General features: G+C 70.5%; 19 protein-coding genes and 1 tRNA gene. 13 read left to right on the top strand and 7 right to left on the bottom strand.

The window, feature by feature from the left end; genetic code table 11:
• Together ISU10_RS23360 and ISU10_RS21815 are read left to right on the top strand one after the other, a co-directional pair.
• The coding region (locus ISU10_RS23360; RefSeq protein ID WP_228501683.1) for a hypothetical protein at positions 1 to 245 on the top strand (245 nt) is incomplete at its 5' end.
• Positions 242 to 1,237 carry a Gfo/Idh/MocA family protein gene (locus tag ISU10_RS21815; protein ID WP_194698560.1) on the top strand — a complete coding sequence of 332 codons (996 nt, stop codon included), beginning with the start codon at positions 242 to 244 and terminating at the stop codon, positions 1,235 to 1,237. The genes ISU10_RS23360 and ISU10_RS21815, both read left to right, overlap by 4 nt.
• Here the strand turns inward: ISU10_RS21815 and ISU10_RS21810 are convergent, their stop codons facing one another.
• Complete coding sequence (locus ISU10_RS21810) at positions 1,238 to 2,338, bottom strand: ScyD/ScyE family protein (protein WP_194698559.1); 1,101 nt, start codon at positions 2,336 to 2,338, stop codon at positions 1,238 to 1,240.
• A gap of 187 nt (positions 2,339 to 2,525) precedes the next feature.
• Here ISU10_RS21810 and ISU10_RS21805 point away from each other — a divergent pair, with 187 nt between their 5' ends.
• Positions 2,526 to 3,986 carry an alpha,alpha-trehalose-phosphate synthase (UDP-forming) gene (locus ISU10_RS21805; RefSeq protein WP_370865780.1) on the top strand — a complete coding sequence of 487 codons (1,461 nt, stop codon included), beginning with the start codon at positions 2,526 to 2,528 and terminating at the stop codon, positions 3,984 to 3,986.
• Between the two features lie 85 nt (positions 3,987 to 4,071).
• Here the strand turns inward: ISU10_RS21805 and ISU10_RS21800 are convergent, their stop codons facing one another.
• Both ISU10_RS21800 and ISU10_RS21795 read right to left on the bottom strand, forming a co-directional pair.
• Complete coding sequence (locus ISU10_RS21800) at positions 4,072 to 4,479, bottom strand: GNAT family N-acetyltransferase (RefSeq protein WP_194698558.1); 408 nt, start codon at positions 4,477 to 4,479, stop codon at positions 4,072 to 4,074.
• A gap of 10 nt (positions 4,480 to 4,489) precedes the next feature.
• Complete coding sequence (locus tag ISU10_RS21795) at positions 4,490 to 6,115, bottom strand: FMN-binding glutamate synthase family protein (protein ID WP_194698557.1); 1,626 nt, start codon at positions 6,113 to 6,115, stop codon at positions 4,490 to 4,492.
• 48 nt (positions 6,116 to 6,163) lie between these two features.
• Between ISU10_RS21795 and ISU10_RS21790 the strand changes: the two genes are divergently transcribed.
• The 4 genes from ISU10_RS21790 to ISU10_RS21775 all read left to right on the top strand — a co-directional run bounded on the left by ISU10_RS21790 (position 6,164) and on the right by ISU10_RS21775 (position 10,577).
• On the top strand, positions 6,164 to 7,483 hold the full coding sequence (locus ISU10_RS21790) for an MFS transporter (protein WP_194698556.1): 1,320 nt from the start codon (positions 6,164 to 6,166) through the stop codon (positions 7,481 to 7,483).
• Complete coding sequence (locus ISU10_RS21785; RefSeq protein WP_194698555.1) at positions 7,480 to 8,913, top strand: pyridoxal phosphate-dependent decarboxylase family protein; 1,434 nt, start codon at positions 7,480 to 7,482, stop codon at positions 8,911 to 8,913. Before ISU10_RS21790 ends, ISU10_RS21785 begins: the two co-directional genes overlap by 4 nt.
• Positions 8,914 to 9,019: 106 nt before the next feature.
• On the top strand, positions 9,020 to 9,709 hold the full coding sequence (locus ISU10_RS21780; protein WP_370865779.1) for a uracil-DNA glycosylase: 690 nt from the start codon (positions 9,020 to 9,022) through the stop codon (positions 9,707 to 9,709).
• A 91-nt stretch (positions 9,710 to 9,800) separates the two neighbouring features.
• A complete protein-coding gene (locus tag ISU10_RS21775) occupies positions 9,801 to 10,577 on the top strand; it encodes a dioxygenase family protein (RefSeq protein WP_370865778.1) in 777 nt (258 codons plus the stop codon).
• Here ISU10_RS21775 and ISU10_RS21770 read toward each other — a convergent pair.
• Both ISU10_RS21770 and ISU10_RS21765 read right to left on the bottom strand, forming a co-directional pair.
• Positions 10,574 to 11,125, bottom strand: a complete 552-nt coding sequence (locus ISU10_RS21770; protein WP_194698554.1) for a GNAT family N-acetyltransferase — start codon at positions 11,123 to 11,125, stop codon at positions 10,574 to 10,576. The two genes, ISU10_RS21775 and ISU10_RS21770, sit on opposite strands and share 4 nt — an antisense overlap.
• Positions 11,122 to 12,081, bottom strand: coding sequence for an aldo/keto reductase (locus tag ISU10_RS21765; protein WP_370865777.1), 960 nt, complete (start codon positions 12,079 to 12,081; stop codon positions 11,122 to 11,124). The genes ISU10_RS21770 and ISU10_RS21765 overlap by 4 nt, the downstream gene beginning before the upstream one ends.
• A gap of 81 nt (positions 12,082 to 12,162) precedes the next feature.
• On the opposite strand from ISU10_RS21765, the gene ISU10_RS21760 reads away from it, so the two are divergent.
• From ISU10_RS21760 to soxR, 5 genes are all read left to right on the top strand, one after another.
• A complete protein-coding gene (locus tag ISU10_RS21760; RefSeq protein ID WP_194698553.1) occupies positions 12,163 to 12,651 on the top strand; it encodes an RNA polymerase sigma factor in 489 nt (162 codons plus the stop codon).
• On the top strand, positions 12,644 to 13,495 hold the full coding sequence (locus ISU10_RS21755) for a hypothetical protein (RefSeq protein ID WP_194698552.1): 852 nt from the start codon (positions 12,644 to 12,646) through the stop codon (positions 13,493 to 13,495). The genes ISU10_RS21760 and ISU10_RS21755 overlap by 8 nt, the downstream gene beginning before the upstream one ends.
• On the top strand, positions 13,483 to 14,343 hold the full coding sequence (gene pdxY / locus ISU10_RS21750; RefSeq protein ID WP_228501680.1) for a pyridoxal kinase PdxY: 861 nt from the start codon (positions 13,483 to 13,485) through the stop codon (positions 14,341 to 14,343). The genes ISU10_RS21755 and pdxY overlap by 13 nt, the downstream gene beginning before the upstream one ends.
• Positions 14,344 to 14,365: 22 nt before the next feature.
• Positions 14,366 to 14,437, top strand: a tRNA-Thr gene (locus tag ISU10_RS21745).
• A 57-nt stretch (positions 14,438 to 14,494) separates the two neighbouring features.
• Entirely contained in the window at positions 14,495 to 14,926 is a 432-nt protein-coding gene (soxR, locus tag ISU10_RS21740) for a redox-sensitive transcriptional activator SoxR (RefSeq protein WP_194698550.1), read from the top strand.
• Positions 14,927 to 14,963: 37 nt separating this feature from the next.
• Here soxR and ISU10_RS21735 read toward each other — a convergent pair whose 3' ends face one another.
• Positions 14,964 to 15,695, bottom strand: a complete 732-nt coding sequence (locus ISU10_RS21735; RefSeq protein ID WP_194698549.1) for a hypothetical protein — start codon at positions 15,693 to 15,695, stop codon at positions 14,964 to 14,966.
• Between the two features lie 51 nt (positions 15,696 to 15,746).
• A complete protein-coding gene (locus ISU10_RS21730) occupies positions 15,747 to 16,283 on the bottom strand; it encodes a ribonuclease FAU-1 family protein (protein WP_194698548.1) in 537 nt (178 codons plus the stop codon).
• Positions 16,284 to 16,325: 42 nt separating this feature from the next.
• On the opposite strand from ISU10_RS21730, the gene ISU10_RS21725 reads away from it, so the two are divergent.
• Positions 16,326 to 17,627 carry a DUF4032 domain-containing protein gene (locus tag ISU10_RS21725; protein WP_194698547.1) on the top strand — a complete coding sequence of 434 codons (1,302 nt, stop codon included), beginning with the start codon at positions 16,326 to 16,328 and terminating at the stop codon, positions 17,625 to 17,627.
• The last annotated feature ends 213 nt before the right edge of the window (positions 17,628 to 17,840 follow it).

Here is a 17,840-nt window from a genome sequence, read left to right as displayed (position 1 = left end):
GCAGACGCACCATCGAGGAAGACCCCCTCGAACACCGCTGGTTGAGGAAGGCGCGCAGCGCCTGTCTCGAAACCCCCCACACGCAACCCAGCACCACCCACGATCCTGGTTTCGAGACGGTTGCGGCGCAACCTCCTCAACCAGCAGACGCACCGTCGAGGAAGGCGCGCGTGGTTTCGAGACGGTTGCTGCGCAACCTCCTCAACCTGCAGAGGCATCGACCGGGGCCTAACCTGACGGCATGAGCGACACTCGCTGGGGGATCTTGGCCACCGGGCGCATCGCGCACGACTTCGCGACGAACCTCCGGGAGGTCCCAGGGGCCCGGCTGGCGGCCGTCGGCTCACGCTCGCGCGAGTCGGCTGAGGCCTTCGCCGAGGAGTTCGGGGCGCGCGCTCACGCGTCGTACGACGACCTCGTGGCCGACCCGGACGTCGACGTCGTCTATGTCGCGACTCCCCACGCCTTCCACCTCGAGGGCGCCCGGATGGCCTTCGCTGCGGGCAAGCCGGTGCTCTGCGAGAAGCCGCTGACCCTCAACCTCGGCGAGGCCGAGGCGATGGTCGAGGCGGCCCGACAGGCCGGGCTGTTCTTGATGGAGGCCATGTGGATGGCCTGCAACCCGGTCATCCGCGCCGTGCGCGACGGCCTGCGCGAGGGCCGCTTCGGCGAACCCCGGCAGGTCCACGCCGACCTCGGGTTCGTAGTGCGACAGCCGCCGACCAGCCGGATGTTCAACCCGGCGCTCGGCGGCGGCGCCCTGCTGGACATGGGGATCTACCCGCTGACGTTCGCGCACCTGATGCTCGGGCCGGCCGACACCCTGGTCGCCTCGGCGACGCTGAGCGATCAGGGCGTCGACCTCGACGTCGCGCTCGCCGGGCATCACGGCGACGCGGTCTCGGCGCTGACGGCCTCGATGACCTCGAACTCCCCGCGCACCGCCACCATCGCGACCACCGAGGGACGCATCGACCTGCCGCGCAGCTTCCATGCCCCGGCCTACGCCACGTGGACGCCGGAGTACGGCGATCCCGAACGGATCGACGGGCTCGAGCCGATCCTCGGCACCGGCTTGGGCAACGAGGCGGCCCACGTGCAGGAGTGCCTGCACGCGGGCCGCCTCGAGAGCCCGCTGGTCCCCCACGACCAGACCCTGACCCTGATCCGCCAGATGGACGACGTCCGCCGGCAGATCGGGGTCAGCTACGCGTCGGACCAGCTCCGGCGCTCCTGATCACGGAGCGAACGGGATGAAGGCGAGCTTGCCCCTCGGGGTCTTGGTGCCCTTAAGGGCGTCGATGGTGGCGTAGAGCCCCGTGTCGGTGAACTCCAGGCCGGCGGGCATGTTCACCTGGGCGAACGGCACCTTGCGGCCGGTGCCCGCCGGGATCCTGATGATCGAGCCCCCGAAGAGCTGCGACACGTAGACGTCGCCGTCGCCGGCAACGGCCAGGTTGACGGCGCTGATGAGGTGGACGGCGATCTTGACCACCCGGCCGGTCGCCGGGTTCACCTTGTAGACACGGCTCTGCGCGCCGAGACTCCCGTCCTCAGGACCACCGGTGAGCGTGGAGACGTAGAGCCAGCCGTCGGGGCCGAGCTCCACGTCGGTCGGGACGGCCTCGAGGGCGTAGCTATGCCCGGTCGTGCATGCCGGCAGGCCGGCCGCCTTGACGCGCGCCTTGGTGAGCCGAACTTTCACGCGCGGAAGCACGGCCACCGTGCTGATGGTGCCGTCGTTGGCGATGGACAAGATGTCGTTGCCACCTGCATCGGCGAGGTACGTCGTGTTGCCGTCCTGCTCGGTCGCGTAGGGGTGCGAGTCGACAACGCCCGCGTAGGGCTTCAAGAAGGCAGCGAACTGCTTGGGCAGCTTGGCCTTGCAGCTCGCGGTGAGGCCGAGGATGCCGTAGGTGCGCTTCTTGTCGGGGTTGTTCTGCTTCTCGTAGCTGCGTGTGTTGGCCATCACCTTGGGAGCCGCGCCGCCCGTGATCGACATGACCCTGGCGTGGGTCTGACCGGTGTAGGTGAAGACCACCTTGGCGCCCTGGACGGACACCCCACCGACCTCCGCGCCCTTCTCGCTGGCCTGGTAGAGGAGCTCGGGGGCACCGCCATCGGGCACCTTCCAGAGCATGCCGGCGAAGTTCGCCGTCACGTAGGCGGTGCCGTCACCGGCCACGGCCGTGGAGAGTGGTCCCGGCAGGTCCTTGACCAGGATCTTGGGCGCTTCTCCGGTCGAGGGCGCCGCCTGTGCGATGCCGCTGGTCGCCATCGGGGCCGCGAGCGCGACCGCCGCGACGCCAGCCAGAATCCTTGCTGACTTCGTGCTCAAGATGAATGCTCCCCCTGTCGTTCTGTGTGCTGACATGCCGGACACGCCCCCGTAGCGCATCCCCCGAGAACCGAGCGAAGGTGGCTATCAGAACACGGCTGAGCCATAGGCGACAGGGTGCGAGCACGGAAGTTCCGGACCGAACACCGCGGCCTCACCCCTGGGGGTGAAGGACCACTCGCCTAGTGTGGCAAGCGTGCCCGCAGACCTCGTGATCGTCGCCAACCGCCTGCCGGTGGACCGCATCACGGGTCCTGACGGCGAACCGATGTGGCGGGCATCGCCCGGTGGTCTCGTGACCGCCATCGAGCCGGTCCTCCGGGCCAACCGTGGGGTCTGGATCGGGTGGCCCGGAGCTGTGACCGGAGCAGTGACCGGAGGCAGCGAGGCCGGCATGGAGCCGTTCGAGCACGAGGGTCTCCAGCTCGACCCGATCGCCTTGTCGGCCGAGGAGATCGAGGGGTTCTACGAGGGCTTCTCCAACGCGACCTTGTGGCCGCTCTACCACGACGTGGTGGCCAAGCCGGAGTTCCACCGTGAGTGGTGGGAGGCCTACGTCGCCGTCAACCGTCGCTTCGCCGAGCACGCCGCCGACCGGGCCGCCAAGAACGCGATGGTGTGGGTCCACGACTACCAGCTGCAGCTGGTGCCGCAGATGCTGCGCGAACTGCGGCCCGACCTCCGCATCGGGTTCTTCCTGCACATCCCCTTCCCACCGGCCGAGCTCTTCCAGCAGCTGCCGTGGCGCCGCCAGATCCTCGAGGGCCTGCTCGGCGCCGATCTCGTCGGCTTCCAGCTGCCCGGCGGAGCGCAGAACTTCGTGCGGCTCGTGCGCCAGCGGGTCGGCCACAAGACCCACCGCGACCTGGTCTACCTCCCCGACGGCCGCACCGTGCGAGCGGCGGCGTTCCCGATCTCGATCGACGTCGACAACTTCGAGGAGCTGGCCCGCAAGCCCGAGGTCATCGCGCGCGCCAAGGAGATCCGCGACGCGCTCGGCAACCCGCGCAAGGTGCTGCTGGGCGTCGACCGGCTCGACTACACCAAGGGCATCCACGCCCGGTTGCGGGCCTTCGGGGAGCTGGTGGCCGCCGGCGAGCTCGACGTCGAGGAGGCGGTCTTCGTCCAGGTGGCCACTCCGTCACGTGAGCGCGTCGAGCAGTACCGCGTCCTGCGCGACGACCTCGACCGGCTCGTGGGCAGGATCAACGGCGACTACGGCCGCATCGGCAGCCCGGCCATCTCCTACCTCCACGCGTCCTACCCCCGCGAGGAGATGGCCGCGCTCTACCGCGCCGCGGACGTCATGGTCGTGACTCCCTACCGCGACGGCATGAACCTCGTCGCCAAGGAGTACGTCGCGTGCCGCTACAACGACGACGGCGCGCTGATCCTCTCCGAGTTCGCCGGCGCGGCCTACGAGCTGCGGCAGGCCTGGCTGGTCAACCCCTACGACCTCAACGGGGTCAAGGACGCCATCCGCGAGGCACTGCATGCCGATGAGAAGGACCTCGCCCGTCGGATGCGGACGATGCGCAAGACCATCAAGGCCGCCGACATCACGGCCTGGGCGAGGTCCTTCCTCGAGGAGATGGACATCGTCCGGTCCGCCCACGGCAAGGCCCTGTTGCCGGCCGACAAGACCTGAGCCCGCGATCGCACGCCCCGGTCGGCGGGTGGGCACGACCACGCCGACCGGGACGCACCTGTCCAACGACGACCGGCGCGGCGGGTTACTGCTCGTAGGTCCGCTCCATCCAGCGACCCGCGTCGGCCAGGGGCGTGAAGCCGAACCTGGCGTAGAGCCCGTGAGCGTCGGCGGTGGCCAAGATGGCGCGCCGCACGCCGTACGACGTGCACAACCTGTCGCACTCCGCCATCAGCGCCTTGCCGACCGCGTGGCCGCGAGCGGCCGGGTCGACGTAGACGTCGCAGACCCAGGCGAACGTCGCCCGGTCGGTGACGATCCGGAGGAAGCCGACCTGCCGACCGTCGTGGTAGGCACCCACGTTGACCGAGTGGGCCAGGCTGCGGTCGACCTGGTCGCGGGTGCGGCCCAGCGACCAGTAGGCGTCCTCGGACAGCCAGCGGTGGACCAGGTCGACGTCGAGCAGGGAGTCGTCGGTAGAAACGGTGACCACGAGGGAATGCTCACATGGTGGGCCGACGTCCGCTCTCGTGGGCGTCGGCGGCCCGAGCGAGGTTGGTGTCGTCCTTGGTCGGGGAGTGCTCGGCACGCTCCTCGGCCGACATGATCTCGGTGATCTCCTTGGTCAGCTGGGGACCGAGCCCGGACCAGGCGGCGTCGTACCCGTAGACCTCGCGCAGCGTCCGGTGCTCGCTGAGGCCGTCGAGGATGTCGACGTCGTCGGGGGTGATCAGGCCGGGGTGTACGACCCCCATCGCCTCGGAGACCTTCCAGAGGTCGCGGCGCATCGACTTGACGTAGTTGGCCGCGCGCACGGACTTCAGCTCGGGGTCGAGACCGCGGACCAGCCAGGGGTTCTGGGTGGCGACGCCGGTCGGGCAGTGGTCGGTGTGGCACTTCTGGGCCTGGATGCAGCCGATCGCCATCATCGCCTCGCGGGCCACGTTGACCATGTCGACCCCGAGGGCGAAGGCCACGACCGCGTTCTCCGGGATGCCGAGCTTGCCGGCGCCCATGAAGGTCACGTCGTCGGTCAGGCCCGCCTCGGCGAACTTGCGGTAGACCTGCGCGAAGCCGATACGGAACGGGTAGGACACCGCGTCGGAGAACAGCAGGGGCGCGGCTCCCGTGCCTCCCTCGCCACCGTCGACGTTGACGAAGTCGACGCCGCGCGTGTGGCTGCCCATCTCGCGCACGAGGTCGTCCCAGAAGCCCATCGAGCCGACGGCCGACTTGATGCCGACCGGTAGCCCGGTCTCGGTGGCCAGCAGCTCGACGAAGTCGAGCATCGAGTCGACGTCGTGGAAGGCCGTGTGCCGGCTGGGCGAGGCGCAGTCCACGCCCGCCTGGATGCCGCGGATCTCGGCGATCTCCTGGGTGACCTTGGCACCCGGCAGCATGCCGCCCAGGCCCGGCTTCGCGCCCTGCGACAGCTTGATCTCGATCGCCTTGACCGGCGCCCCGGCGCAGAGGTCCTTGAGGCGGCCGAGGTCGAAGGCGCCGTGCTCGTCGCGGCACCCGAAGTACGACGTGCCGATCTGGAAGACGAGGTCGCCGCCCTTGCGGTGGTACGGCGAGAGCGCCCCCTCGCCGGTGTCGTGCAGGCAACCGGCCAGCTCGGCCCCGCGGTTGAGCGCCTCGATCGCGTTCTTCGACAGCGAGCCGAAGCTCATGCCGGAGATGTTGACGACGCTGTTGGGCCGGAAGGCGTGACGGCGTCCGCGCGGACCTCCGAGCACCTTGGCCGAGGGCAGGTGCACGTCGTCGCCGGCGTGCCGCGCGGTGGGCGCGCCCTCGCCCTTGAAGGTGCGGTGCTTGATGATCGGGTAGCCGTTGGCGTGCTCCACGTCGTTGTCGGTACCGAACCCGAAGTAGCTGTTCTCCAGCTTGGCCGACGCATAGATCCAGCGCCGCTGGTCTCGGCTGAAGGGTCGTTCCTCGTCGTTGTTGGTGACGATGTACTGGCGCAGCTCAGGACCGAACCTCTCGAGGAAGAACCGCAGGTGCCCGATGATCGGGTAGGTCCTCAAGATCGCGTGGCGCCGCTGGGTGACGTCACGCGCCGCGACGGCGGCGAGTCCGGCTGCGGCGAGGCCGGCGGCTGCGGCCGCCTTCGATCCAGTCCCCATGCCCTGTGTGTAGCCCCGCGGGCCCTGGTTGTCGATAACCTCCGGAGCGTGTCTCAGGCTGGCCTGCCGCGGTCCGTGCGGATCGGCTACGGGTCGGGCTCCGTGGCGACCGGCGCGTTCGGGACGGTGCCGGGGCTGATGCTGCTGCCCTACCTCACCGACGCGCTCGGCATCGCCGCCCTGGCAGCCGGCCTGATCGTGCTGCTGCCGAAGGCGTGGGACGTCGTGCTCAACCCGATCGCCGGCCGGATCAGCGACCGCACGACAGACCCGCGCGGCCCGCGCCGTCCCTACCTGCTGCGTGCCGGCATCCCGCTGGCGGTGGCGTTCGCGCTGATCTTCGCGGCACCTTCGATGGGCTCGAAGGTGCTGGAGTCCCTCTGGGTGCTGGTCTTCTTCCTGGCCGCCGCGTCGGCGTACGCCTTCTTCCAGGTGCCCTACGTCGCGATGCCCGCCGAGATCACCGCGTCCTACGACGAGCGCACCCGGCTGATGACCTGGCGCGTGGCGATCCTGGCGTTCACGATCATGCTGGCCGGCGCCACGGCGCCGGTGATCCGCGACGCGGTCGGCGGTCGCAACGGCTACCGGGTGATGGGCGTGGTGATGGCGCTGATCATCGTGGTCGGTGCGGTGGCGGCGTACGCCGGAACTCGTCGCGCGCCGGTCGGCGAGGTGCAGCCCGGGCCGGGCACGTTGCGCGACCAGCTGCGCATCGTGGCTGGTGCTCGCGACTTCCGGCTGCTGCTGACGACGTTCGTCGTGCAGGCGCTGGCGACCGGGTGCATGCTCGCCGGCGTCGACTACCTCGCCGAAGACGTGCTCGGCCGCAAGGGGGCGACGACGATCCTGTTCGTGTGCTTCGTGGGGCCGGCGCTGTTGTTGACCCCCGCGTGGGCCCGGATCGGAGAGCGCGTCGGCAAGAAGCAGGCGTACGTCGCGTCCTCATTGGTCCTGGCCACCGGCGCCCTGCTCGCCGCGACCGCGCAGGTCGCCCCGTCCGGGCTGGTCTTCGCCGCCGTCGCCCTGGTCGGCGTCGGGTACGCCGGCTGCCAGGTCTTCCCGCTCGCAATGCTGCCCGACGCGGCGGCCGTCGACGCCCGTCGCACGGGCTCCAACCGCGCCGGCGTCTACACGGGCGTCTGGACCGCGGCCGAGACCCTCGGCCTGGCCCTCGGGCCGGGTTTGTTCGCGCTGGTGCTCGCGATGGGCGGCTACGAGTCGTCCACCAGCAACGACGTCCAGCAGTCCGACACCACGCTGGCCGCGATCACCTACGGTTTCTCGGTGCTGCCGGCTCTGCTCGTGGTGGTCAGTCTCTGGTGGCTGCGGCGCTACACCCTCGATGCCCAGGAGGTCGCCCGATGAACGGCTCGACGCACGACGACGTGCTCGCCCGGCTCCGCGAGCTCCAGACCGGCGACCTGCCGGTGCACGGCGGCCGCACCCTCGCCTACGTCTACGACTCCGGGCTGGCTGAGGTCGACCGGATCGGCCGCGAGGCGGTGGCGACGTACGCCGCCTCCAACGGCCTCGACCCGACGTCGTTCCCGAGCCTGCTGACCATGGAGAACGAGCTGGTCGGGTTCGCCTGCGACCTGCTGTCGGCGCCGGACACTGCCGTGGGCTCGGTGACCTCGGGCGGCACCGAGTCGGTGCTGCTGGCCGTGCAGGGCGCCCGCGACTCGCGCCCGGACCTGACCTCGCCGTCGATGGTCGTGCCGTCCACGGTCCACGCGGCCTTCCTCAAGGCGGCCCACTACTTCGGCGTCTCGGCCCGGGTGGTCCCGGTCGGTTCGGACTTCCGCGCCGACGTGGCGGCGACCGCAGCCGCGATCGACGACTCGACGGTCCTGGTGGTCGGCTCCGCCCCGTCGTACGCCCACGGGGTCATCGACCCGATCGCGTCGCTGGCATCGCTCGCCGGCGGGCGCGGCATCCGGTGCCACGTCGACGCGTGCATCGGGGGGTGGGTGCTGCCGTACGCCGAGCGGCTAGGACGGCCGGTGCCGCCGTGGTCGTTCGCGGTCGAGGGCGTCACCTCGATCTCGGTCGACACGCACAAGTACGGCTATGCGCCCAAGGGCACCTCGCTCCTGCTGCACCGCACCGCTGAGCTGCGGATGCCGCAGTACTTCGCCTCCGCCGACTGGCCCGGGTACACGATGCTCAACTCCACGATGCAGTCCACCAAGTCCGGCGGGCCGTTGGCCGGCGCCTGGGCGGTGGTGCAGCACCTGGGGGACGAGGGCTACCTCGAGCTGGCGACCGCGGTCTTCGATGCCGTGGACCGCATCGTGGCGGGCGTGCCCGAAGGGTTGTCGGTGGTGGTGCCGCCCGACTCGACGCTGGTCGCGCTGGCGACCGACGACACCTGCGACGCCTTCACCGTGTGTGACGAGATGAGGGAGCGCGGCTGGTACGTGCAGCCGCAGATGTCCTACGCCGGTGCGCCGCCCACCATCCACCTGTCCGTCTCGGCCGCGACCCTCACCTCGGTCGACGACCTGCTCGCCGACCTGGCCGCCTCGGTCGCGGCGGCGCGCACAGCCGGTCCTGTCGAGGTGCCCCGGGGCGTCCGCGACTTCATCGAGGCGCTCGACCCTGCCGCCCTGACCGACGAAGACTTCGACGGCTTGCTCGCCGCCTCCGGACTGCTCAGCGACCCCACCGCCGGCCTCGCCCTCCCCGACCGCATGGCCCCGGTCAACGCCATGCTCGACATCGCCTCTCCCGCCCTGCGCGAGTCCCTCCTGATCGCCTTCCTCGACCGCCTCCAGCGGCCGCTGCGGGGCTGACGGCCTGACAGGGTCCCGGCATCGAGAGGGCGAGCTCGTGCACGAGCTGGACGGTCGCGCGCTTCCGACGAGGCACGAGCCGACCGTACGCCGATACTCTCGGCCCGTGAGCGCCCTGGCCGGACTCGTCGAGAAGGGGCTGATGGCTCCCGACTGGGCGGCGGCTCTGGCCCCGGTCGACGACCGGATCGCCGCGATGGGGCGGTTCCTGAGGGCCGAGCTCGCGGCCGGCCGGTCCTACCAGCCCGCGGGCGAGCACATCTTCCGAGCCTTCCGACGGCCCCTCGCAGACGTGCGTGTCCTGATCGTCGGGCAGGACCCCTACCCCAACCCGCACCACCCCATCGGCCTCAGCTTCGCGGTCGACGCACACGTCCGGCCGCTGCCGCCGAGCCTGCGCAACATCTACGCCGAGCTCGGCACCGACCTCGGGCTGACGATGCCCGCCCATGGGGACCTGACGGCCTGGGCCGATCGCGGCGTGATGCTGCTCAACAGGGTGCTGACCGTGCGCCCCAACGACTCCAACAGCCACCGCGGCCGAGGCTGGGAGGAGATCACCTCGTGCGCTATCGACGCCCTGGCCCGGCGGGGAGGGCCGGCCGCGGCGATCCTGTGGGGATCGCCCGCACAGACCCTCAAGGGCCAGCTCGGCCCGATCCCCTGGGTCGCCTCGGTGCATCCGAGTCCGCTCTCGGCGCACAAGGGCTTCTTCGGGTCACGTCCCTTCTCGCGGGTCAACCAGCTGCTCGAGGATCAGGGCGCGGCACCCGTCGACTGGTCCTTGCCGGGGTAGTCCCGTGCAGTTGACGGGTCAAATCTCCAGAATCACCCGTCAACCGCACGGGAGTACCCAGAAAGTTGAATGTTGAACTATTATGGTGGACGTGACTGAGACCCGGATGCCCGCGCTCTACATCGGGCATGGCGCCCCACCGCTCCTGGACGACCCGCTCTGGTCGGGGCAGCTCGCGTCCTGGGCCCAGGACCTGCCCCGTCCGACGGCGATCCTGATCGTCAGCGCCCACTGGGAGTCGGCGCCGGTCACGCTCAGCGCCAACGGCGCGCCGCTGGTCTACGACTTCGGCGGGTTCGCGCCCAGGTACTACCAGATGACCTACGAGACGCCCGACGCCACGGCGCTGGCCCAGCGGGTGGCGGCGATGATGCCGGCGACCGAGCCGGTCCACCAGCACGCCGGCCGCGGCCTCGACCACGGCGCCTGGGTGCCGCTGAAGATCATGTACCCCGACGGCGACATCCCGGTGCTCCAGATGTCGCTGCCCACCTCCGACCCGACCCGGCTGCTCGAGCTCGGCAAGCGCCTGAGGCCGCTGCGCGACGAGGGCGTGCTGATCATCGGCTCCGGCTTCCTCACCCACGGGCTGCCGTTCCTCACCGACTGGCGCCTCGATGCGGCAGCCCCAGGCTGGTCGAAGGACTTCGACGCCTGGGCCGCCGATGCGCTCAGCCGTGGCGACGTCGATGCCCTGGCCAACTACCGCGCCGAGGCTCCCGGCATGCCCTACTCGCACCCGACGGTCGAGCACTACACGCCGCTCTTCGTCACCCTCGGCGCGTCCACCGACCCCGAGACACCGGGCGAGCAGGTGATCGACGGCTTCTGGATGGGCCTGTCCAAGCGGTCGCTACAGGTCGCCTAGACCTGCTTCGAGACCACCCAGCGGTGTTTGCCGACCTTGCGCTCACGGGTGAATCCGAGCTGGTCGTAGGTCGAGAGTGCACCGTGGAAGAGGAAGCCGGCGGCCACGTCGGCGGCGTCCTCGGGGTACCCCTCGACGAGGCCCCCACCCAGCTCGCGGATCAGGTCAACCGCTCCGGCGATCGCGGCGCCGTTGACGCCCCGGCGCCGGTAGCCCTTGCCGACGTAGCAGCAGCCGATCCGCCAGTCGGGCTGCGGATAGCCCTTCTCCACCGCCGGGCGGTTCTTGATCCGCGCGACCTCGGCCGGCGGCCCGAACTGGGCCCAGCCCACGCACTCCTCGCCGTCGAAGACGAGCGCGGCATGCGTCGTGCCGGCCCGCACCATGGCGTGCTTGCGCTCCTTGTTGCCCTCGGCGCCACGCGGGTCGAATCCCTCTGAGTGCATGCCCACGCACCAGCAGCCGCCGAAGATGCCGCCGTTGGCCTCGACCAGCGCCGCGAACGCCGGCCAGGTCGCCTCGTCGAGCGGGCGCACCTCGAAGGTCATGGCGTCAGCTGCTCCAGCTCGACCAGGTCCTCGGCGGTGGGCCGCCAGGCCAGCGCTGCGGCATTGGCACGCACCTGGTCACCCGAGGTCACGCCCGAGATGACCGAGGCGACGGCCGGTTGGGCGGCCAGCCCCGCGATGGCCACGTCGAGGATCGTGAGGTCGCGCTTGCCCGCGTAGGCCGTCAGCGCCTCGATGCGATCCCAGTCGGCGCCGGCCAGCCACTGGGCGCGTCCGGGGTTGAGGGCGGCCAGCGAGCCGTGGGGAGCCGCCTGGCCGCGTTGGTACTTCCCGGTGAGCAGGCCGTGCTCCAGCGGGAAGAACGGCAGCACGCCCAGGCCCAGGTCCACACACACGGGGATCACCTCGTCCTCGATGCGTCGGTCGAGCAGGGAGTAGCGGTTCTGCACGGACACGAACCGCTCGAGCCCTGAGGTGCGCGAGGCCGCCTCGGAGTCGGCAACCTGGGCCGCGTCGAAGTTGGAGCAGCCGATGGCCCGCACCTTGCCTGCGCGCACCAGGTCGGTCAGTGCGCTCAGCGTCTCCTCGACAGGGGTGACGTCGTCGGGGAAGTGGTACTGGTAGAGGTCGATGCGGTCGGTGCCCAGCCGGCGAAGGCTGCCCTCCACCGCCTCGGTGAGGTAGCGGCGCGAGCCTCCCGGTCCCTGGCCGTCGGGGATCTGGCCGCCGCCGAACTTGGTGGCGACCACGAACTCGTCGCGGCACCCTCGCAGCGAGCGGCCGATCATCTCCTCGCTGGCGCCGCGCGGATCGCCGTAGACGTCGGCGGTGTCGATGAAGGTCACGCCGGTGTCGCGCGCCGCAGCGACGATGCCGTCGACGCCCGCCTGGTCGACGCGGCGTGAGAAGGCGTTGGTGCCGATGCCGACCGCACTGACCATCAGTCCCGAGTCGCCGAGCGGGCGGTAGGTCATCTCCATCTGCTTCCGAGGCACGATTCGGAGCCTAGGAGATGCAACCGACAGGCCCCGCCGCGCGTACCTCTCCCGACCCCGTTCCTAGGAGAGGCTGGCCCGGTGGACGAACGAGAGTTCGACGAGCTGTACGACGCGTCGTTCCGGCGGCTCGTCGCGCAGCTCTACGCCCTGACCGGCAGCGTCCACGAGGCCCAGGACTGCGTCCAGGAGGCGTTCGTGCGGGCCTGGTCCCACCGGCACAGCCTCGACCGCGCCAGCCATCCGGAGGCTTGGGTGCGCACCACGGCCCACCGGCTCGCCGTGTCGCGCTGGCGACGTGCGGTGCGCGCCCGGCGCGAGCCCGACCGGGCGCTGGCCGCTGCGGGTGTCAGCCCAGCACCCACCGAGACGTACGTCGCGCTGGTCGCCGCGCTCCAGACGCTCCCTGCCGACCAGCGTCGCGCGCTGGTCCTGCACCACATCGCCGACCTGTCGGTCGCCGAGGTGGCCCGCGAGGTCGGCGCCCCCGAGGGCACCGTCAAAGCCCGCCTCTCACGCGGTCGCGCAGCACTGGCCGCTCAGCTCGACGAAGGATCCCACCATGTCTGACCACCTCGACATCGCGCTGCGAGAGCTCGGCGACCTCGACCCTGACGGTCTCGGAGCTCGCCGCGCACCCGCCGCCGAGCTGCGCGCTCGTGGCGAGCGGCACCGACGCCGGCGCTACGCCGTGACGACGGTCGCCTCCGCAGCGATCGTCGCCGTGGTCGCGGTCGGCCTCAACGTCCTCACCGACTCCGGCCCCTCGCAGGTCACCCCTGCACCCTCCCCTGACACCACCGAGTCCACCGCTCCCACCACCGCACCCACGGGACCCGCCGTCGACGAGCCGACCCCCGACCCGACCGCCCCGGCTGTGCAGCTGGTCGTCCCGGACGACTTCCCACTGGCGGCGAGCTACCCGGAGACAAACGAGGACACCACTCCCGTCAAGGTCACCCGGCGCCCGGGCGTCGGCGGCCTGACACTGTGCGGCGAGACGATCCTCGACTCTGCCGGCGCGTCCGCCGTGGCCGGCACGAAGTACGTCGGTGCCGAGGATTACCGCGCCCGCACCTTGCTGCTGTTCGAGAGCTCCGCCGACGCGATCGCGGTGGTGCAGCACGCCGAGCTGGTGGTCAGGCAGTGCCCGGAGTTCGACAACAGCACGTTCACTCCCGTCGAGGTCCCGCTCGGGGAGAAGTCGTTCGGCTTCGACGTGGCCTACGACGCCGCCCAGGGCGACTTCGCCCTCGGCCTGTCGTCCTACCTGGTGGTCCAGGTCGGACAGGCGGTGCTGATCGGCTCGGCCTACGGCGAGTCCACCTTCCCGAACCCGGAGTTCGACAAGGCCCTGGCCGACGACGCCCGCGACGTCGTCGCGGCGATGGCCGATGCAAGATGGGCCGGGTGAAGATCCTCTCGATCCAGTCCTCGGTCGCCTACGGCCATGTCGGCAACTCCGCAGCCGTGTTCCCGCTCCAGCGACTCGGTCACGAGGTATGGCCGGTCTTCACGGTGCAGTTCTCCAACCACACCGGGTACGGCGCGTGGCGAAGGCCGCTGCTGGCGGCCGACGACGTGCGGGCCGTGATCAGCGGGATCGAGGAGCGCGGCGTCCTGGGCCAGGTCGACGCCGTGCTCTCGGGCTACCAGGGCGGCAACGACATCGGCGAGGTCATCCTCGATGCGGTCGAGCGGGTCAAGAAGGCCAACCCGCACGCGACCTACAGCTGCGACCCGGTGATGGGCAACGCGGCATCGGGCTGCTTCGTGCATCCCGATATCCCGGTACTGCTGCGCGACCGCGTGGTGCCCCGGGCCGACCTGATCACGCCCAACCAGTTCGAGCTCGGCTATCTGACCGGCACCGCGCCGACGGACCTCGAGAGCACGCTCGCATCGGTCGACGCGGCGCGCGCGATGGGACCGGAATCCGTGCTGGTGACGAGCGTCGAGCGTCCCGACGCTCCCGAGGACTCCCTGGAGATGCTCGCCGTCACCCCCGAGGGCGGGTGGCTCGTGCAGACACCTCGCCTGCCCCTGAGGGCCAACGGTTCCGGTGACGTCACCGCGGCCCTGTTCACCGCGCACTACCGGAGCAGTGGCGACGCCGCCGACGCCTTGGCGCGCACCGCCTCCAGCGTCTTCGACCTGCTCCGCACGACGCACGAGTCGGGTGAGCGAGAACTGCAGCTGGTCGAGTCGCAGGACTTCTACGCGCACCCGAGGATGCAGTTCGAGGTCACGAAGGTCCGCTGACTAACATGGCCCGGCCACACACGCCGCGTTAGCTCAGTGGTAGAGCACCCGCCTTGTAAGCGGACGGTCGTCAGTTCAATCCTGACACGCGGCTCCCACGTCGCCGGCGACAGAACTTGAAGTTAACTTCAGGTCGAGCCAGGGTGACCGCATGTCCGAGCTGACGATCGGCGAGCTGTCCGAGCGGTCCGGGGTCTCGACGTCCGCCCTCCGCTTCTACGAGGAGCGTGGCCTCATCGAGTCACGACGTACGACGGGCAACCAACGCCGCTACGCGAAGGCGACCTTGCGGCGTGTGGCGTTCGTGCGCACGGCCCAACGGGTGGGGCTGTCGCTGGAGGAGGTGGCTGACGCGTTGGCCACGTTGCCCCTGGGCCGCACCCCGACCAAGGCTGACTGGGCGCGACTGAGCCGATCATGGCGCCCGCGCCTGGACGAGCAGATCCGGCGGATCGAGCTCCTGCGCGACCGCCTCGATGGTTGCATCGGCTGCGGGTGCCTGAGCCTGCGCACCTGCACGTTGGTCAACCCCGGCGACTACCTCGCCGAGGACGGGCCGGGTGCCGTGCGGCTGCAGCCCTAGCGCCGCCCAGCGCGAGCTGCGCCAGGTGCCGCTCCGGTCAGCGCCACCGCGAGTCGGGCTCCTCGCCGGGCGCGAACACCGACACCTGCCATGGGCCGGTGCCGTGCTGTCCGACGAGGACCGGCACGTCGAGCGCCGGGCCCACCTCGCCCCAGTCACGGGCAACCGCTTGGTGGAAGCGCAGGACAAGAGTCCATCCGCCGAGCAGCCTTGCCACGTCGTCGTGCTGCGATCGTCCTGCGGACCCGAAGTCCCACGGGCGCCCGGCCTCGTTCTGGAGGAGCGCTCCGTTGAGGGAGCGAAGGCCGCTGATCGCCAGCGTCCCTTGGTACCCCGCCAGCCGATGGCCGGTCCACGGCGCCGGATGGGTGACGGCCGCCTGCTGGATCTGGCGCCGTGAGGAGGACGAGAACGGGAACTGCGTGTCGTCGTAGAGGGAGTACTCGACGACGGGGTCCTTGTCCCACCACTCGCGACCTTCGGAGTCGCTGAAGTTCGAGAGGTCCAAGCCCACCGCGCTGACATGGACGCCGTGGCCGCTTGCCCGGCCGATGGCGCTGGCGACCGGCTCCCAGTCGGCGATCCTGACGAGATCAGCCGACAGCCCACGGCATGCGGTGGTGACCTGGCCGGGGTGGCTGGTGACGTGCTCGAGGAGCGCCGCCTCCGCCTCGGCGTACTCGCGGCGCCGGATCATCCCCGGCACGTCCTCCAGCGACGCGGACGGGCGCGCGCGTACGCTCCAGGGCGCGCGCAGCTGAGCGGTCATGGCCCGAAGGTAGGGGCTCAGAGCCCCGAGTGTCGGAGGATCGCCGCGACATCACCCGATCGGAGGGGTCCATTCATCCCATTGGGCCCACCAACGGTCGTCGCGGTCTAGAAGGGCTGAGACCTCGGCAGCAGTGTGCAGCACCCCCAGGATCTCCTCCCCCGTCATCCGGCCGCTGGTGATCATGGCCGACAGGTCCGCCACGTCCTTCCACGTACGACGGCCGTCGGGATCGACGATCAGGTCCAGGCCGTGGTCGTCGGTGTCGAAGCACTCCTCGTGCCGGACGACGGGCGCCTCGAAGTTCACGTACCAGTGCCGGAAGCCCTCGGCGTCGAAGAACTTCCACACGCCGTAGGCATCGCCGGCCCGGTGCAGCTGGAGCACGGTGGTGGCGCCCCAGGCCTCGTGCGCGGACCACGGATGCGGTCCGAACGGGTGCTCGTGGAACGTGAACGGCGAGCCGGGTTCGAGCAGGACCGCCAGCACGTCGCCGTCGTCGGCCATCACGGTCACAGGGCACTCCAGCCAGGGAAGTCCGTGGAGAACCTCGCGGCGCGCAATCTCGGTCCCCGGGCGGTATGCCACGAGCGTGGAGGTTACGCGAGGCGCGGCACTAGCCTGAGTGCCATGGCGGCCCCGCAGGCACTGCGCATCGTCGCGAGCCGTCCCGACCCCGCCATCGTCACGCTCCCGTGGCACCTGCCGCTCGACGAGTGGACCGAGCACGTCGTCCCGCTCCCCCGCGGCCTGTCGCGTCACGTCGTGCGCATCGTCCGGCTCGGCGACCGCACCTACGCGGTGAAGGAGACGGTCGAGGACATGGCGTTCCGCGAGTACCGCCTGCTCCGCGACCTCCAGCGCATCCCGCTGCCGGCCGTCGTCCCGCAGGGCGTGGTGACCGGGCGCGTCGACGTCAACGGCGAGCCCCTGCCGGCGGCGCTGCTCACCGAGCACCTCGCGTTCTCGCTGCCCTACCGGAGCCTGTTCCAGCACGGGCTGTCGGCCGACAACCTGCCCTCGCTGATCGACGCCCTGGTGGTGCTCCTGGTCCGGCTTCACCTGGGCGGCTTCTACTGGGGCGACGTGTCGCTGTCCAACGTGCTGTTCCGACGCGCGGCCGGCGGGTTCGCGGCGTACTTGGTCGACGCCGAGACCGGCGAGATCCGCGACGGGCTCTCGACGCCGATGCGCGAGTACGACGTCCAGGTCGGCTGCGAGAACGTCTTCGCCGAGCTCCTCGACCTCCAGGCCAGCAGCTCGCTCAACCCCGACTTCGACGTGTGGGAGGTCGCCGAGCTGATCGAGCAGCGCTACCAGGCGCTGTGGAACGAGCTGACCAGCGAGGAGGAGTTCAGCCTCGAGGAGATGTGGCGCATCCAGAGCCGGATCGAGCGTCTCAACGACCTGGGCTTCGACGTCGAGGAGATCGACATCGTCACCGACTTCGACGGCGACCGCATCCGCATCCAACCCAAGGTCGTCGAGCTCGGACATCACCAGCGCGAGCTCCAGGCACTGACCGGGCTGCACGTCGAGGACGCCCAGGCTCGCCGGCTGCTCAACGACATCGCCGCCTACACCGCGCACTTCGACCTGGGTCGCGAGTCACGGGCCCTGATCGCCGGACGCTGGCTGGGCGAGATCTTCGAGCCGATCATGGCGATGATCCCGCAGGAGGCGCGCGGCAAGCTCGAGCCCGCCGAGATCTACCACGAGGTGCTGGTGCACCGCTGGTACCTCTCGGAGCGACAGGGTTGCGAGCTGTCGATCTTCGAGGCCGCTCGCGACTACATCGAGAACGTGCTCAAGCACCGGCCCGACGAGCTGGTCACGCCCGTGGCCGGAGCAGCGGGACCCGACACCTCCGAGGTGCCGGTCGTGCCCGACGACGAGGAGGACCTACCTCCTATCGGCTTCTCCGCCGGTTGAGGAGGTCGCGCCAGCGACCCGTCGCCCGCTGGTTGAGGAGGTCGCGCTAGCGACCGTCTCGAAACCACCCCCACCGCCGGTTGAGGAGGTCGCGCCAGCGACCCGTCGCCCGCTGGTTGAGGAGGTCGCGCCAGCGACCCGTCGCCCGCTGGTTGAGGAGGTCGCGCTAGCGACCGTCTCGAAACCACCCCCACCGCCGGTTGAGGAGGTCGC

It is taken from the genome of Nocardioides agariphilus, assembly GCF_015352445.1.
In the GTDB taxonomy this organism is placed as follows: domain Bacteria; phylum Actinomycetota; class Actinomycetes; order Propionibacteriales; family Nocardioidaceae; genus Nocardioides; species Nocardioides agariphilus.
Note: the sequence above shows the minus strand (reverse complement) of the source record. Positions and strands in the feature narration are given on the sequence as shown.

Excerpts from the sequence above, each read along its gene's own strand:
- ISU10_RS21815 (WP_194698560.1), top strand. The coding sequence starts at position 242 with ATGAGCGACACTCGCTGGGGGATCTTGGCCACCGGGCGCATCGCGCAC.
- ISU10_RS21795 (WP_194698557.1), bottom strand. The coding sequence starts at position 6,115 with ATGGGGACTGGATCGAAGGCGGCCGCAGCCGCCGGCCTCGCCGCAGCC.
- ISU10_RS21785 (WP_194698555.1), top strand. The coding sequence starts at position 7,480 with ATGAACGGCTCGACGCACGACGACGTGCTCGCCCGGCTCCGCGAGCTC.
- ISU10_RS21770 (WP_194698554.1), bottom strand. The coding sequence starts at position 11,125 with ATGACCTTCGAGGTGCGCCCGCTCGACGAGGCGACCTGGCCGGCGTTC.
- ISU10_RS21755 (WP_194698552.1), top strand. The coding sequence starts at position 12,644 with ATGTCTGACCACCTCGACATCGCGCTGCGAGAGCTCGGCGACCTCGAC.
- pdxY (WP_228501680.1), top strand. The coding sequence starts at position 13,483 with ATGGGCCGGGTGAAGATCCTCTCGATCCAGTCCTCGGTCGCCTACGGC.
- soxR (WP_194698550.1), top strand. The coding sequence starts at position 14,495 with ATGTCCGAGCTGACGATCGGCGAGCTGTCCGAGCGGTCCGGGGTCTCG.
- ISU10_RS21735 (WP_194698549.1), bottom strand. The coding sequence starts at position 15,695 with ATGACCGCTCAGCTGCGCGCGCCCTGGAGCGTACGCGCGCGCCCGTCC.
- ISU10_RS21725 (WP_194698547.1), top strand. The coding sequence starts at position 16,326 with ATGGCGGCCCCGCAGGCACTGCGCATCGTCGCGAGCCGTCCCGACCCC.